General features: G+C 64.6%; 15 protein-coding genes. 14 read left to right on the top strand and 1 reads right to left on the bottom strand.

Annotated elements, in window-relative coordinates; all coding sequences use genetic code 11:
- Positions 1–10 precede the first annotated feature (10 nt).
- The 7 genes from lepB (at position 11) to acpS (ending at position 4,749) form a co-directional block, all read left to right on the top strand.
- The gene (gene lepB, locus VF673_RS08110) at positions 11–889 is read left to right on the top strand and encodes a signal peptidase I (RefSeq protein ID WP_440291551.1); all 879 of its coding nucleotides are present in this window, start codon (positions 11–13) and stop codon (positions 887–889) included.
- 85 nt (positions 890–974) lie between these two features.
- On the top strand, positions 975–1,331 hold the full coding sequence (locus VF673_RS08105; RefSeq protein ID WP_440291550.1) for a DUF4845 domain-containing protein: 357 nt from the start codon (positions 975–977) through the stop codon (positions 1,329–1,331).
- Entirely contained in the window at positions 1,328–2,014 is a 687-nt protein-coding gene (rnc, locus tag VF673_RS08100; RefSeq protein WP_090536167.1) for a ribonuclease III, read from the top strand. Before VF673_RS08105 ends, rnc begins: the two co-directional genes overlap by 4 nt.
- Complete coding sequence (gene era, locus VF673_RS08095; protein WP_320330928.1) at positions 2,011–2,910, top strand: GTPase Era; 900 nt, start codon at positions 2,011–2,013, stop codon at positions 2,908–2,910. Before rnc ends, era begins: the two co-directional genes overlap by 4 nt.
- A gap of 2 nt (positions 2,911–2,912) precedes the next feature.
- Positions 2,913–3,632 carry a DNA repair protein RecO gene (gene recO / locus VF673_RS08090; RefSeq protein ID WP_440291549.1) on the top strand — a complete coding sequence of 240 codons (720 nt, stop codon included), beginning with the start codon at positions 2,913–2,915 and terminating at the stop codon, positions 3,630–3,632.
- Positions 3,629–4,372: a pyridoxine 5'-phosphate synthase gene (pdxJ, locus tag VF673_RS08085; RefSeq protein ID WP_090536173.1), complete on the top strand. Its 744-nt coding sequence runs from the start codon at positions 3,629–3,631 to the stop codon at positions 4,370–4,372. Before recO ends, pdxJ begins: the two co-directional genes overlap by 4 nt.
- A gap of 2 nt (positions 4,373–4,374) precedes the next feature.
- Positions 4,375–4,749, top strand: coding sequence for a holo-ACP synthase (acpS, locus tag VF673_RS08080; RefSeq protein WP_440291548.1), 375 nt, complete (start codon positions 4,375–4,377; stop codon positions 4,747–4,749).
- On the opposite strand, the gene VF673_RS08075 is transcribed toward acpS, so the two are convergent.
- Positions 4,738–7,545, bottom strand: coding sequence for a response regulator (locus VF673_RS08075; RefSeq protein ID WP_440291547.1), 2,808 nt, complete (start codon positions 7,543–7,545; stop codon positions 4,738–4,740). The genes acpS and VF673_RS08075 overlap by 12 nt on opposite strands.
- 105 nt (positions 7,546–7,650) lie before the next feature.
- Here VF673_RS08075 and cysM point away from each other — a divergent pair, with 105 nt between their 5' ends.
- The 7 genes from cysM to VF673_RS08040 all read left to right on the top strand — a co-directional run bounded on the left by cysM (position 7,651) and on the right by VF673_RS08040 (position 15,032).
- Positions 7,651–8,553, top strand: coding sequence for a cysteine synthase CysM (gene cysM / locus VF673_RS08070; protein ID WP_440291546.1), 903 nt, complete (start codon positions 7,651–7,653; stop codon positions 8,551–8,553).
- Positions 8,550–9,905 (top strand): 23S rRNA (uracil(1939)-C(5))-methyltransferase RlmD, encoded by a 1,356-nt coding sequence (gene rlmD, locus VF673_RS08065; RefSeq protein ID WP_440291545.1) that lies wholly within the window; start codon positions 8,550–8,552, stop codon positions 9,903–9,905. The genes cysM and rlmD overlap by 4 nt, the downstream gene beginning before the upstream one ends.
- The gene (gene relA / locus VF673_RS08060) at positions 9,905–12,151 is read left to right on the top strand and encodes a GTP diphosphokinase (RefSeq protein ID WP_440291544.1); all 2,247 of its coding nucleotides are present in this window, start codon (positions 9,905–9,907) and stop codon (positions 12,149–12,151) included. The genes rlmD and relA overlap by 1 nt, the downstream gene beginning before the upstream one ends.
- Positions 12,148–12,966, top strand: coding sequence for a nucleoside triphosphate pyrophosphohydrolase (gene mazG, locus VF673_RS08055; RefSeq protein ID WP_440291543.1), 819 nt, complete (start codon positions 12,148–12,150; stop codon positions 12,964–12,966). The genes relA and mazG overlap by 4 nt, the downstream gene beginning before the upstream one ends.
- Before the next feature lie 277 nt (positions 12,967–13,243).
- Positions 13,244–13,891 carry an adenylate kinase gene (gene adk / locus VF673_RS08050; protein ID WP_440291542.1) on the top strand — a complete coding sequence of 216 codons (648 nt, stop codon included), beginning with the start codon at positions 13,244–13,246 and terminating at the stop codon, positions 13,889–13,891.
- Between the two features lie 93 nt (positions 13,892–13,984).
- Positions 13,985–14,656, top strand: a complete 672-nt coding sequence (gene tsaB / locus VF673_RS08045) for a tRNA (adenosine(37)-N6)-threonylcarbamoyltransferase complex dimerization subunit type 1 TsaB (RefSeq protein WP_440291541.1) — start codon at positions 13,985–13,987, stop codon at positions 14,654–14,656.
- An 82-nt stretch (positions 14,657–14,738) separates the two neighbouring features.
- The gene (locus tag VF673_RS08040) at positions 14,739–15,032 is read left to right on the top strand and encodes a hypothetical protein (protein WP_090536185.1); all 294 of its coding nucleotides are present in this window, start codon (positions 14,739–14,741) and stop codon (positions 15,030–15,032) included.
- Positions 15,033–15,042 lie beyond the last annotated feature (10 nt).

Raw genomic sequence — 15,042 nt, 5'->3', positions numbered from 1 at the left:
AAGTCTGACTATGCATATCAATTTTCCGCTGTTGCTGGTGATCGCCGTGGCTGTCACCGGCCTTCTTGCTTTGCTCGATCTCCTGTGGCTGGCGCCGGCGCGCCGTCGTGCCGTCAACGCCTACGAATCCAGCGCACCGGTGGTGGATCCGGGCACCCTGCAGCGCCTGAACAAGGAGCCGCTGCTGGTCGAATACGGCAAGTCCTTCTTCCCGGTGCTGGCGGTGGTGCTGATCCTGCGCTCCTTCCTGGTGGAACCCTTCCAGATTCCCTCCGGCTCGATGAAGCCGACCCTGGAGGTTGGCGACTTCATCCTGGTCAACAAGTTTTCCTACGGCATCCGCCTGCCGGTGCTGGACACCCGGATCATTCCGGTAGGCGAGCCGCAGCGCGGCGATGTCATGGTCTTCCGCTATCCCAACGACCCGCGCATCAACTACATCAAACGGGTGGTCGGCCTGCCCGGTGACCGCATCGGTTACGCCGACAAGCAGCTGTTCGTCAACGGTGAACCGGTCGAGCGCGAGCTGCTGCGCACCGTGGCCGACGACGAAGTGCCCGCTGGCCATCCGCTGCAGGCCCTGGCCCGGGTTGACATCTATCAGGAACAGCTGGGCGATGCCGTCCACGAGGCCCGTTACAAGAAGGTCTCGCAGACACCGCCGGCGCGGGAATGGGTGGTACCCGAAGGGCACTACTTCATGGTTGGCGACAACCGCGACAACTCCAACGACAGTCGCTACTGGTCCTCACCGGATATGCCGACGGAGTTGTGGGGAATGGTTCCGGACAACTATATTGTCGGCAAGGCCTTTGCCGTGTGGATGCACTGGCCGGAACCTAAACTGAAGAATCTGCCTAGTTTTTCCAGAGTAGGGCTGATCGACTGATGCGGTGAACTCAGCCAGGGACAGTGGCAGCAACGATATCAACAACGGACGTACGAGGGTTACCATGCGGCATTCTCAGAAAGGCATGTCTTTTTTTGGCTGGCTGGCGGTCATTGCACTGGTGGTATTCGGCGCTGTCGTCGCCATGAAGCTGACGCCCATCTACCTGGACCATTTTGCGCTGCGCAAGATAGTCACCTCGGTCAACGAGGACCCGAGCCTGAAGATCGGCTCGCTGCGCGACATGCAGGCGCATATCACCAAGGGCATGCAGATCAACAGTATCCGCGATATCAAGGCCGATGAAGCCATTACCGTCACTGCCAGCGGTACCGACACCTATACTGTGGTGATCAAGTACGAGGTGCGCTCACCGCTGCTTAACACCGTGGACCTGCTGGTCCATTTTGATGAAACCCATATTGTCAGACCTCTAAAGTGAGCAACAAGCTAGACCGACTGGAAAGAAAGATAGGATACAGTTTCAGGAATCAGGATCTGCTGGTACTGGCGCTTACCCATCGCAGCCTGGGTGGGCGCAACAACGAGCGGCTGGAATTTCTCGGCGACTCGATTCTGAATTTTGTAGCGGCCGAAGCGCTTTTCGAGCGCTTCCCGCAGGCCCGGGAAGGCCAGCTGTCACGCCTGCGGGCGCGGCTGGTCAAGGGCGTCACCCTGGCCGAGCTGGCCAAGGGATTCGATCTGGGCGAATACCTGCGCCTGGGCTCTGGCGAACTCAAGAGCGGCGGTTTCCGCCGTGAATCCATCCTCGCCGATACCACCGAAGCCATCATTGGCGCCATCTACCTGGACGGCGGCATGCAGGCGGCCCGCGAGCGCATCCTGCTGTGGCTGGCTGGGCACATGGAGAGCCTGACCCTGGTCGACAACAACAAGGATCCCAAGACCCGCCTGCAGGAGTACCTGCAGAGTCAGCACAGCGATCTGCCCCACTACGAGGTGGTGGATATCAGCGGTGAGGCCCATTGCCGGACCTTTCGCGTGGAATGCCGGGTCGAACTCATGACCGGCAAGACCTCGGGGGTCGGCAGCAGTCGCCGTCTGGCCGAGCAGGAAGCCGCCAGACTGGCCCTCATCGCCATGGGCGTGGAGAAAAGTGAATGAGCGATAAGGCGCCGCGTTGCGGCTATGTGGCAATCGTCGGGCGGCCCAATGTGGGCAAGTCGACGCTGCTCAACCATATCCTGGGACAGAAGCTGGCGATCACCTCGCGCAAGCCCCAGACTACCCGGCACACCCTGCTGGGAATCAAGACCGAGGACAATGTCCAGGCCATCTACGTGGATACCCCCGGCCTGCACAAGGACGCCGAGAAGGCCCTCAACCGCTTCATGAACCGCAGTGCCTCCCAGGTGCTGCGCGATGTCGACGTGGTGCTCTTCGTGGTCGACCGCACGCGCTGGACCGATGAGGACGAGATGGTCTGGAACAAGGTCCGGCATCTGGAGTGTCCGGTGCTGCTGGTGGTCAACAAGGTTGACCGGCTGGAGGACAAGACAGAGCTGCTGCCCCATCTGGAATGGCTGGCCGGCCAGCTGCCGAATGCCGAGATAGTGCCGGTGTCGGCGCTGCATGGTGGCAACATCGAACGTCTGGAACAGCTGGTGGCCGAGCGCCTGCCGGAGAGCGAGCATTACTATCCCGAGGATCAGCTGACCGACCGCAGCTCGCGTTTCCTTGCCGCGGAACTGGTGCGCGAGAAGGTCATGCGCCAGCTGGGCGCCGAAGTGCCCTATCAGGTGGCGGTGGAGATCGAGCAGTTCGAGAAGGTCGGCAAGGTGCTGCACATCCATGCGCTGATCCTGGTCGAGCGCGAGGGCCAGAAGAAGATCATCATCGGTGATGGCGGTGCGCGCATGAAAAAGATCGGCCAGGAGGCCCGGCTGGACATGCAGAAGCTGTTCGGCAGCAAGGTGATGCTGAACCTCTGGGTCAAGGTCAAGCGTGGCTGGTCCGATGACGAGCGGGCACTGAACTCGCTGGGCTACCGTTTCGACTGAGCATGACCCCGTCGCTGAGTCCGGCCTATGTGCTGCACAGCCGCCCCTACCGGGACAGCAGTGCCCTGGTCGACCTGCTGACCCTGCATCATGGACTGCAACGGGTGGTCTGGCGTGGCGCACGTGGTCAGCGGCGCAAGGTCTCGCCGCAGCCCTTCATGCCCCTGCTGGTGGGGCTGGGCGGACGCTCGGAGCTGAAAACCCTGACCCAGGCCGAAGTTGCCGGCCGTTTCAGCCTGCTGCAGGGCGAGACCCTGTTCAGCGGACTCTACCTCAACGAACTGCTGGTGCGCCTGCTGGTTGGCGGTGAACCCCAGCCGATCCTGTTTGCCGCCTATCAGCAGAGCCTTGAACAGCTTGCCGCCGGTGACCCGGTGGAGCCCATACTTCGGCGGTTCGAGTGGCAATTGCTGGAGCTTCTGGGCTATGGTTTCAGCCTCACCGAGGACGCCCACGGCCAGCCGCTGGATCGGCACCGGGACTATGCCTGGTACGCCGGCGAGGGGCTGCGACCCCTGGATGATCCGCTGCCGGGCGCCATCGGGCTGTCCGGTGCCGCGCTGCTGGCCATGGCGGCCGGCGACTGGAGCGCGCCGGCCACCCTGCGCGCCGCCAAACAGCTGATGCGCCAGGCCCTGAGCGTCCACCTCGGCGACCGGCCGCTGGTCAGTCGCAGCCTGTTCCGCCGGCAAACCCCTTCCATCAAAGGAGAGCAACAGTGAGTCATCCCCAGCGTGTACTGCTAGGTGTCAATATCGATCATGTGGCCACCCTGCGTCAGGCCCGTGGTACCCGCTATCCGGATCCGGTCCAGGCCGCCATCGAGGCAGAGCAGGCCGGCGCGGACGGCATCACGGTGCACCTGCGCGAGGACCGCCGGCATATCCAGGAGCGCGACATCCGCCTGCTGGCTGAAGTGCTGCAGACGCGCATGAACCTGGAAATGGCCATCACCGACGAGATGCTGGCCTTCGCCGGCGAGATCCGTCCGGCCCACGTGTGCCTGGTGCCGGAGCGGCGCGAGGAACTGACCACCGAAGGCGGTCTGGATGTCGCCGGCAACCTGGCACGGGTGCAGCAGGCGGTGGAGCAACTGGCCGGGTACGGCTGCGAGGTGTCCCTGTTCATCGATGCCGACCCGCGGCAGATCGAGGCCGCGCGCGATGCCGGCGCCCCGGTCATCGAGCTGCACACCGGACATTATGCCGACGCCAGTGGAGCGGAGCAGGACCGCGAGCTGGTGCGCATCCGCGAGGGTGTGGCCTATGCGCGCAAACTGGGTCTGGTGGTCAACGCCGGACACGGCCTGCACTATCACAACGTCGAGCCGATCGCTGCCATCCCCGGCATCAACGAGCTCAACATAGGTCACGCGATCATCGCCCGGGCGCTGTTTTCGGGACTGGCTGCGGCAGTGACCGAGATGCGAACCCTGATTGCCACCGGCGAAGCCTGCCAGTGATAGTGGGAATAGGTACCGATCTGGTGCTGCTCAGCCGTATCGAGGCCGTGCTGGAGCGCCAGGGTGAACGCTTTGCCCGGCGCATCCTGACGCCCGCCGAACTGCAGCGCTTCCTCGCGCACTCGCAGCCGGCGCGCTACCTGGCCAAGCGCTACGCGGCCAAGGAGGCGATTCTCAAGGCGCTGGGGACCGGACTGGCCAAGGGCATGTCCTGGCAGCACATGCAGATCGACAACGACGCCCATGGCGCCCCTCTGGTGACCCTCAGCGGCGCGGCGCTGGAGCGGCTGCAGCAGGGGGGTGGCGGGCGCATGCTGCTGTCGCTCAGTGATGAGCGCGAGCAGGCGCTGGCCTTCGCCCTGTGGTCAACCGACTGAGGCTTCGGCGGTTTCGCGCAGACGCGAGATCGCCACCAGCACCGCCTCCACTGCCGCCGCGCTGTCCTCTCCCTGCTTCAGTCGGGTTTCCGCTTCCTGGCAGCAGGCGCGCAGTTGCGGTACGCCGCAGTAGCGGGTCGCGCCGTGCAGCTTGTGAATGATCTCGCGCAGGGCGGCCTGATCGCCCTGCTGTCGGGCGGAGGCGATGCTGCGGGCGGTTTCCGGAAGGTCCCTGAGCAGCATCTGCAACATGTCCCGGGCCAGATCCGCCTTGCCTGCCGCCAGTCTCAGCCCCTCTTCATGATCCAGCACCATCGGTGACGTCGCTTCGGGCTCCGTCAGTTCATCGTGCTGCGTCGACAGCGGCGGTACTACCGGCTCGCCCTCGTGGGTCAGCATTCCGGTCCACTTGTTCACCGTCTGGCGCAGCTGCTCGGCGGTGATGGGTTTGGTCAGATAATCGTTCATGCCGCATTGCAGCAGCTGGCGCCGTTCGCTCTCCAGCGCATGGGCGGTGACCGCCACTATGGGTACGGGGTCGAAACCGGCGATCTCTTCGCGCTGGCGCAGTTCGCTGGTGGCCTGGCGGCCATCCATCCCCGGCATCTGCACGTCCATGAAAATCAGATCGACCGGGCATTCGGTCAGGATGTCCAGGGCCTCCTCGCCGCTGTGGGCGAGCAGGGCGGCCACGCCGATATCGGCGAGGAAGGCTTCCAGCAGGCGCAGGTTGGCGGGCTGGTCATCCACGCAGAGTACCCGCGGGATACGGCTGGGGTTGGCCAGCACCGGCAGCGCCGGGGACGGCTGGCCGCCGTCGAGCAGCTGCAGTACGGCACGGTACAGCTTGCGGGTATTGACCGGCTTGGACAGGGTCTGGCTCATGGAGCGCGGCAGACGGTCGAGCAGGGGGTAATGCTCGGTGGTGTCGGTGAGTACCAGACTCTTGCAGATGTTGAGCTCGGACCACTGGCGGATCAGCTCCAGGGTTTCCCCGGGCGGGGTGCTGGTATGCCGGGTGCTGACCAGCGCCAGCTGCAGCGAGTGGTCCCGGTGTACCGGTGAGGTCAGCGCCTCGTGCAGCTCACGGGGATTGTCGAACATGCGCACCGACAGGCCTACGTTCTCCAGGCTGTGCAGCAGCATCTGCCGGCTCAGCAGCTGAGGCTCCACCAGCGCGGCACGCAGGCCCAGCAACGGCCGTTCGGGCAGATCGTCCTCGCTGTGGATCGAGCGCTTCAGGCGCAGGGTCAGCCAGAACTCGGAGCCTTCGCCGGGCTGACTGCGCAGGCCGATCTCGCCCTGCATCTGTTCAACCAGACGCTTGGAGATCACCAGCCCGAGCCCGGCGCCACCCGCCTGCCGGGCCAGGGAGTTGTCGGCCTGGCTGAAGGCCTTGAACAGGGCCTTCTGCTGGGTCGGCGACAGACCGACGCCGGTGTCGCTGACGCTGATACGCAGCAGCACCTGTTCGCTGTCCTGCTGCTCGGCCATGACCCGGACGCTGACCGAGCCCTCATGGGTGAACTTGATGGCATTGCTGATCAGGTTGGCGAGGATCTGCTTGAGCCGCATGGGGTCGCCGCTGAGCCCCAGCGGGGTGTCGCGGTAGATGATGCTGACCAGCTCCAGTCCCTTGCTGTGGGCGCTGGGGGCCAGCATGGTCAGGGTTTCGTCGACCAGATCGCGCAGGTTGAAGGACAGGTTCTCCAGCACCAGCTTGCCGGCTTCGATCTTGGAGAAGTCGAGAATCTCGTTGATGATCGCCAGCAGGCTGTCGGCGGACTTGCTGATGGTGGTCAGGTATTCCTGCTGACGCGCGGTGAGGTCACTGCGCTGCAGCAGGGTGGTGAAGCCGAGGATGCTGTTGAGCGGCGTGCGCAGCTCGTGGCTCATGTTCGCCAGGAACTCGGACTTGATGCGGCTGGCTTCCTGGGCGGTCTTGCGCGCCAGATCCAGCTCGATGTTCTGGATCTCGATGGTTTCCAGCGTCTGGCGCAGGTCTTCGGTGGCTTGATCAATGTTCTGCTGCAATTCTCCCTGCGCACTCTGCATGGTCTGCGCCATGTTGTTGATACCCTGGGCCAGATCCTCCAGCTCTCGACTGCCCTGATTGGTCAGACGCACATCGAAGCGGCCCTGGCTGATCTGGTTGATAGCGGCGTTGAGCCGCAGGATCGGCTGGGTGATGCGACGGCCCATGAGCGACACCACCGCCGCGGTCAGACCCAGACCGACGAGAATGGTCATCAGGGTCGCCAGCAGGCCCTGGTACTGGCGCAGCTGGGTGTTGCCATGGCTGAGCTCCACCTCCAGCCAGCCGAGCAGGCTGTCGGCCTCGATCTGCGGATAGTCCTGGCGCGAGGGCAGGTCGGCACTGGCCAGCAGGGGCATCATGAAACGACTGCTGTGGCTGCTGCGCTGGATCTGCAGGCCGGTGCCGGCGGCCAGGCCGACGTTAGGCAGGGGTTGGCCCGCCGGGTACATCCTCGGGCCGCGATGTTCCAGCGCGACCATCTCGGTGTCGTAGAGGGTCAGGGCGCGGACGTCGGTATAGTTGAGGGCGTTGTAGAGGATGCTGCCGATCTGCCCGGTATCACCGTTGAGCAGGGCGCTGGCGGCCGGCTGCTGCAGGTATTCCATGGTCATCAGGCCGCGCTGCAGCAATTGTTCTTCCGTGTAACGCAGCTGCTGCCAGCTGAAGTAGCCGCCCATCACCAGCGCCATCAGGCCGGTGGGGAGCAGGGTCATCAGCAGCAGGCGGGCGTTGATCCCCATTGACGACTGGCGTTTCATCGCTGGCTTATTCAATGTGTGCATCCCTTTCCCGGTTGCCGTTATCATAGATCGAAAAGCACCACCGGGGCAGCTGCCCGGTTTGCCCCCGCTGAAGGATGTATGATGAAAACCAGCTTTCCGAGCATTGCCGACTGCATCGGCAATACCCCCCTGGTCCGCCTGCAACGCATGACCGGTGACACCAGCAACACCATTCTGCTCAAGCTCGAGGGGAACAACCCCGCCGGTTCGGTCAAGGATCGTCCGGCGCTGTCGATGATCCGCCTGGCCGAGCAGCGTGGTGACATCCGCCCCGGCGACACCCTGATCGAGGCGACCTCCGGCAACACCGGCATCGCCCTGGCGATGGCAGCGGCGATCATGGGTTACCGCATGATCCTGATCATGCCGGAGAACTCCAGCGACGAGCGCAAGTGGGCCATGACCGCCTACGGTGCCGAACTCATCCTGGTCAGCAAGGAAGAGGGCATGGAAGGCGCCCGCGACCTGGCCCTGCAGATGCAGCGTGACGGCCAGGGCAAGGTGCTCGACCAGTTCGGCAACATGGACAATCCCGAGGCCCATTATCAGGGCACCGGCCCCGAGATCTGGCGCGACACCCAGGGTCAGGTGACCCACTTCGTCAGCTCCATGGGCACCACCGGCACCATCATGGGGGTGTCCCGCTATCTCAAGGAGCAGAACCCGGACATCCAGATCGTTGGCCTGCAACCGACCGAAGGGGCTGCCATTCCGGGTATCCGCCGCTGGCCGCAGGAGTACCTGCCCAGCATCTTCGACCGCAGCCGGGTGGATCTGGTGGTGGACATGAGCCAGCAGGAGGCCGAGGACACCATGCGTCGTCTGGCGCGGGAAGAGGGCATCTTCTGTGGCGTGTCCTCCGGCGGCGCCGTGGCGGCGGCGCTGCGGCTCAATGCCGAACTCGAGAATGCGGTGATAGTGGTGATCATCTGCGACCGGGGGGATCGCTACCTGTCCACCGGGGTGTTTGATGGCCGCGCATGAATAGGGGGCGGGGTCGACCCAGACGGGCGACTGATGCCCCGGCAGCGACAGGCCAGCGCATCGAGCTTTCCCTGGAGCGTCTTACCCATGACGGCCGCGGTATCGGCCGCTGGCAGGGGCGCACCGTGTTCGTCGAGGGCGGGTTGCCCGGCGAACAAGTGGTCGCGCGGGTGGTGCGTGCGCGCAGCAAGCTGATCGAGGCGCGTCTCGAGCAACTGCGCACCGCCAGTCCCGAGCGGCAGGAACCCGCCTGCCCGCACATTGCCCTGTGTGGCGGTTGCAGTCTCCAGCATGTTCCCCAATCCACCCAGCTGCAGCTCAAGCAGCAGGCGCTGAGTCAGCAGCTGGAACACTTTGCCGGTCTGCAGCCCGAGCGCTGGATGCCGGCGCTCACCGGGCCCGAGTACGGTTACCGTCAGCGTACCCGGCTGTCGGTGCGCGAGGACCCGCGCAGCGGCCGGCTGCAGGTCGGCTATCGCCAGCGTGCCAGCAGCGCACTGGTGGAGGTCAGTCGCTGCCCGGTGCTGATCCCCCGGCTGGAAGGGGTGCTGCGGGATCTGTCGGAGCAACTGCAACTGCTCGAAGGGCGCAGCGGCCTGGGTCATGTGGAGCTGGTGGGCGGGCTGCATCCCGGTCTGATCGTGCGGCACCTGCGGCCTCTGAGCGAGGCGGACCGGCAGCGGCTGCTGGACCTGGCCGGTCGCCACGGGCTGGCCTGCTATCTGCAATCGGGCAGCGAAGGAATCCTGCATTGCCTCAGCGGCGACGGCGCTCAGCCGGCCTATCGGCTGGATGACCAGCAACTGACCTTCCATTTCGCCGCCGGTGACTTCACCCAGGTCAACGCCAGTATCAACCAGCAGATGGTCAATCAGGCTCTGGACTGGCTTGACGTCCGGCCCGGCGAGCGGGTGCTGGACCTGTTCTGCGGCGTCGGCAATTTTACCCTCCCGCTGGCCCGGGCCGGAGCGCTGGTCACCGGTGTCGAGGGCAGCGCCGAGATGGTTGAACGGGCAGCCGCCAACGCCCGGCTGAATGGTCTGGAGTCCGTGCACTTTTTTCAGGCGGACTTGTCGAACAGCCTGGACAGCGCCTGGTCGCAGCAGGAGTTCGATGCCGCGCTGCTGGACCCGCCCCGTGACGGGGCAGCACAGATGGCCGGCATGCTGGCGCAGAAAAGGGTGCAACGGATACTCTATGTGTCCTGCAACCCTGCCACCCTGGCACGGGATGCAGGCATTCTGTCGGCGGCGGGTTATCGATTGGTGCAGGCGGGTATCATGGACATGTTCCCCCAGACTGCACATGTGGAAGCCATGGCACTCTTCGTGTCGGGCAAGGATAGAAAGTAATGGTACAAGTCAGAGCAGAGCATCCGGTCAACCAGGATGGCACTGTAGATATCGACGCCTGGATTGAACGTATCCAGCAACGAGTGCCGCTGCCCGAACCGCAGCAGCTCAAGCGGGCCTGCGAATGGGCTGCCCAGCTGGATCGTGACACCAGCAAGACCGAGCATCGCTGGGCCAATGGAGCCAGCAGTTACCGCACCGGTCTGGAAATGGCGGAAATCCTTGCTGACCTGAAACTCGATCAGGAATCCCTGGTGGCGGCCGTGATCTACCGCGCCGTGCGCGAGCAGAAGACCACGGCGGAGGACGTTCGCCTGCGCCTGGGTGACGAGGTCGCGGAACTGGTAGACGGTGTGCAGCGCATGGCGGCGATCAGCATTTCCCACAACCCCTCCGGGGTGAAGGCGTTCAATGCCCAGTCCCAGGTCGAGAACCTGCGCAAGATGCTGGTCACCATGATCGACGACGTGCGCGTGGTGCTGATCAAACTGGCCGAGCGGACCTGTGCCATCCGCGCGGTCAAGGATGCCCCCGAGGAAAAGCGCTACCGGGTGGCCCGTGAGGTGTTCGACATCTATGCGCCGCTGGCCCACCGTCTGGGTATCGGTCATATCAAGTGGGAGCTGGAGGACCTGTCCTTCCGCTACCTGGAACCGCACAAGTACAAGCAGATCGCCAGTCTGCTGGACGAGCGCCGGCTGGATCGCCAGCAGTACATCGAGGCGGTGATGTCCCAGCTGCGCCATGAGCTGTCCGGCGCCGGCATTGATGGCGAGATCACCGGGCGGGTCAAGCATATCTACTCGATCTGGCGCAAGATGCAGAACAAGGGCCTGGATTTCAGCCAGATCTATGACGTGCGTGCGGTGCGTATCCTGGTACCCGAAGTCCGGGACTGTTATACCGCACTGGGTATCGTGCATACCCTGTGGCGGCATATCCCCAACGAATTCGACGACTACATCGCCAACCCCAAGGAGAACGGCTATCGCTCGCTGCATACCGCGGTGATAGGCCCCGAGGGCAAGGTGCTGGAGGTGCAGATCCGTACCCATGCCATGCATGAGGAAGCGGAGCTGGGCGTCTGCGCCCACTGGCGCTACAAGGGGACCGACGTCGACAGCAACTCCAATGCCTACGAGGACAAGATCGCCTGGCTGCGTCAGGTCCTGGAATGGCACGAGGAAATGGGCGACATCGGCGGCCTGGCGGAGCAGCTGCGGGTCGATTTCGAACCCGACCGCATCTATCTGTTCACCCCCGATGGTCACGTGCTGGATGTGCCCCGGGGAGCGACCCCGCTGGACTTCGCCTACCGGGTGCATACCGAGATCGGCCACAACTGCCGTGGCGCCAAGGTCAACGGCCGGATAGTGCCGCTCAACTACGTACTGCAGACCGGGGAGCAGGTGGAGATCATCACCGGGCGTACCGGCGGGCCGAGCCGCGACTGGCTCAACCCCAACCTGGGCTACGTCAACACCTCCCGGGCCCGGGCCAAGGTGCAGCACTGGTTCAAGCAGCAGGCCCGCGAGCAGAACGTGCAGGCCGGCAAGGTCATGCTCGAACGCGAACTGGCTCGCATGGCGCTGACCGGTACCGACTATGCGCAGCTGATTGAACGCCTGGGCATCCGCAGCCAGGAGGACCTGTTCGCCGCACTGGGTTCGGGGGACATACGGCTCAATCACGTGGTCAACGTCGCCCACCAGCTGGTCGAGCCGGACCGGCACGCCGAGCAGCTGGAGCTGATTCCCCGGCGCCAGCAGAAGTCCGGCCGGCGCGGCGATGTGCACATCCAGGGTGTCGGCAACCTGCTGACGCAGCTGGCCGGCTGCTGTCAGCCGGTACCGGGTGACCCCATCATCGGCTATATCACCGTCGGCCGTGGCGTGACCGTGCACCGGGCCGACTGTGCCACCGCGCTGCAACTGCAGGATCGCGAGTCCGAGCGGCTGATCGAGGTCAGCTGGGGCGGTGAGCCGGTGCAGACCTACCCGGTGGAGATCTTCATCAAGGCCTATGACCGTTCCGGTCTGCTGCGGGATGTCTCCCAGCTGCTGGCCAACGAGAAGATCAACGTGCTGGAGGCCAGCACCCGTACCAACCGCGACGACAACTACGCCAGCATGATGCTGACCCTGGAGGTGCCCAACCTGCACCTGCTGGGTCGCCTGCTGACCCGTATCGGTCAGCTGCCCAACGTCATCGAGGCGCGGCGCAACCGTCAGGAGCGTCGCGCGTGAGTTACCAGCTTGAGGACTTGCTGTATCTGATGCAGCGTCTGCGGGACCCCGAGCACGGCTGTCCCTGGGACCTGAAGCAGTCCTTCGCCAGCATAGCGCCGCATACCCTGGAGGAGGCCTACGAGGTGGCCGATGCCATCGCTGCCGGCGACCATGCCCAGCTGGCAGGGGAGGTGGGGGATCTGCTGTTCCAGGTGGTGTATTACGCCCAGCTCGGTCAGGAGGCCGGCCTGTTCGGCTGGAACGAGGTGGTGGATGGTATCACCCGCAAGCTGGTGCGGCGCCACCCCCATGTGTTTCCGGACGGCAATCTGCGCACCCCGCCCGGCACCCTGAAGCTGGACGAGGGCCAGATCAGCGAGCGCTGGGAGCAGATCAAGGCCGAGGAGCGTGCCGAACGGGCAGGGGAGCCGCGCCAGCTCTCGCTGCTGGATGATGTGCCGCGGGCGCTGCCGGCCCTGAGCCGCGCGCAGAAGCTGCAGAAGCGTGCAGCCGCCGAGGGTTTCGACTGGGACAGCGTCGGCCCGGTTATCGACAAGATCAGTGAAGAACTGCAGGAAGTACGCGAAGCCATCGGTCGGCGTGATCAGGAGCAGATTGGCGAGGAGATCGGCGACCTGCTGTTTGCCATGGTCAACCTGGCCCGCCACCTCAAGGTGGACGCGGAAACCGCCCTGCGCGGTGGCAACGAGAAGTTCGAGCGGCGCCTGCGCTTCATCGAGACCCGTCTGCGGGAGGAGGGCAAGGTGTTCGCCGAGACCGATCTGCAGGAGCTGGACAGCCTGTGGGACGAGGCCAAACGTCAGGGGTTGTAGTCGCTGATTCGGGCGCGACACCTTGTCGCGCCGCGCTGCCGTGAATCGGCGGATAACCGGCAAAATCCCGGAAACAGGGCGCTCCAGCCGGCGATTCCCCTGCGCTTACGACCAAAATCCAGTACTCATCCTGCTTGTGCCGAGCCGGTTGTGAGTGTATGTTGAACGCCTTTTTCGCTTTGCATAAACAGATTTTATGTCCCGGTTGCTTGCCGGGGCACGTCAGCCGGCGCCGGTCGCCGGTGGCCCGATTTCCGTTCAGATTGAGGAGTTCAACATGCGCGTCATCCTATTGGGTGCCCCCGGCGCGGGCAAGGGCACACAGGCCCAGTTCATCTGCCAGCGGTTCGATATTCCGCAAATCTCCACCGGCGACATGCTGCGTGCCGCAGTCAAGGCCGGCACCGAACTGGGCAAGCAGGTCAAGGAAGTGATGGATACCGGCGGCCTGGTCTCCGACGAGCTGATCATTGGTCTGATCAACGAGCGTATTGCTCAGGATGATTGCGCCAACGGCTTCCTGCTGGACGGCTTTCCGCGCACCATTCCCCAGGCCCAGGCACTGGTGGATGCAGGCATCAAGATCGATCACGTTCTGGAAATTGCCGTGGACGACGAGGAGATCGTCGGCCGCATTTCCGGTCGCCGGGTACACCCGGGTTCCGGTCGCACCTACCACCTGGAACACAATCCGCCGAAGCAGGCCGGCAAGGACGATGTGACCGGTGAAGAGCTGATCCAGCGTGAGGACGACAAGGAAGAGACCGTACGCAAGCGTCTGCAGGTCTACCACACCCAGACCAAGCCGCTGGTGGACTTCTACCAGAAGCTGTCCGCCGCCAACGGCGAGCCCAGGTGCTCCCGTGTCGAGGGCGTCGGCAGCGTCGAAGAGATCACTGCCCGCGTGCTGTCCGCGCTGAGCTGATCCGCTCGTCTGTCTGTTGTCAGGGCCCGTGCGATAGCCTCGCACGGGCCTTGTTGTTTGTTACAATCGCGTCTTTTCCCACAGTGTGCCCCCATGACTGCCACCCTGCTTGCCCTGGATACCGCCACCGAAGCCTGCTCCGCAGCCCTGCTGCATGACGGCCGAACGTATCGCCGTTCCCAGGTTGCGCCCCGTCTGCACGCCCAGCTGCTGCTGCCGATGATCGAGGAGCTGCTGGCCGAGGCCGGCATCACCCTGGCAGAGGTCGATGCCCTGGTGTTCGGCCGCGGACCGGGGGCCTTCACCGGCGTGCGCATTGCCACCGGTATGGTGCAGGGGCTGGCCTTTGCCAGTGACAAGCCGGTGATCGGCATCTCCAATCTGGCGGCGCTGGCCCAGCGCGCCTGGCGCGAGCACGGGGCAACCCGGGTCTGCGCGGCGATCGATGCGCGCATGGACGAGGTCTACTGGGGCTGTTACGAGTTGCAGGACGGCTGCATGACTCTGGTCGGCCTGGAAGGTGTCTGCGCGCCCGAACAGGTCGAGCTGCCCCGGGGCATGACGGCGGCGTCGGGCGCCGGCACCGGCTGGCAGTATGCCGGACGCATGGCGGTGCAGGTCGAGCAGAGCTGGCCGCAGATGCTGCCCGATGCAGCCGATCTGATCGAACTGGCATTGCCCCTGTGGCAGTCCGGCCAGACCCTGGATGCCGCCGAGGCGCAACCGGTGTACCTGCGCGACAAGGTGGCCACGCCCAAGGCCTGATCCGCCGGTCCCGCGTTTTTGCGTTCGCGCCCCTGTGGCGCTAATCTAGCTGTTCCCGAACCCCGAGAAGAGTGTGTCGCCCATGCGTCTGGATGGTTTCCATCCCTCACCCCTGCTGCCACGCGCGCCGCGCCAGGCCGCTGCGGTGGAGAAGCCCGCGATCCAGCCTGCTCCCGTGCAGGAGGCGCAGGTGCGTGCGGTCCAGACGCGCGTGGTCGAGCGCAGCGCGGCAGCCGGCGAGTACATTCCCGCCCGTCAGGGTTCCCCTTTGCCGGCCAGTGGCCCCGCCAGTCAGGCCCTCAACCGCTATCTGGACATGTCGCGACTGTCCGATGCCGACGACCAGCTGAGCTCGCGCATCGACCTCTTTGTCTGAGCGCCCTGTC

This window comes from Halopseudomonas sp. Lyrl_26 (genome assembly GCF_051948695.1).
GTDB classification, from domain to species: domain Bacteria; phylum Pseudomonadota; class Gammaproteobacteria; order Pseudomonadales; family Pseudomonadaceae; genus Halopseudomonas; species Halopseudomonas formosensis.
Note: the sequence above shows the minus strand (reverse complement) of the source record. Positions and strands in the feature narration are given on the sequence as shown.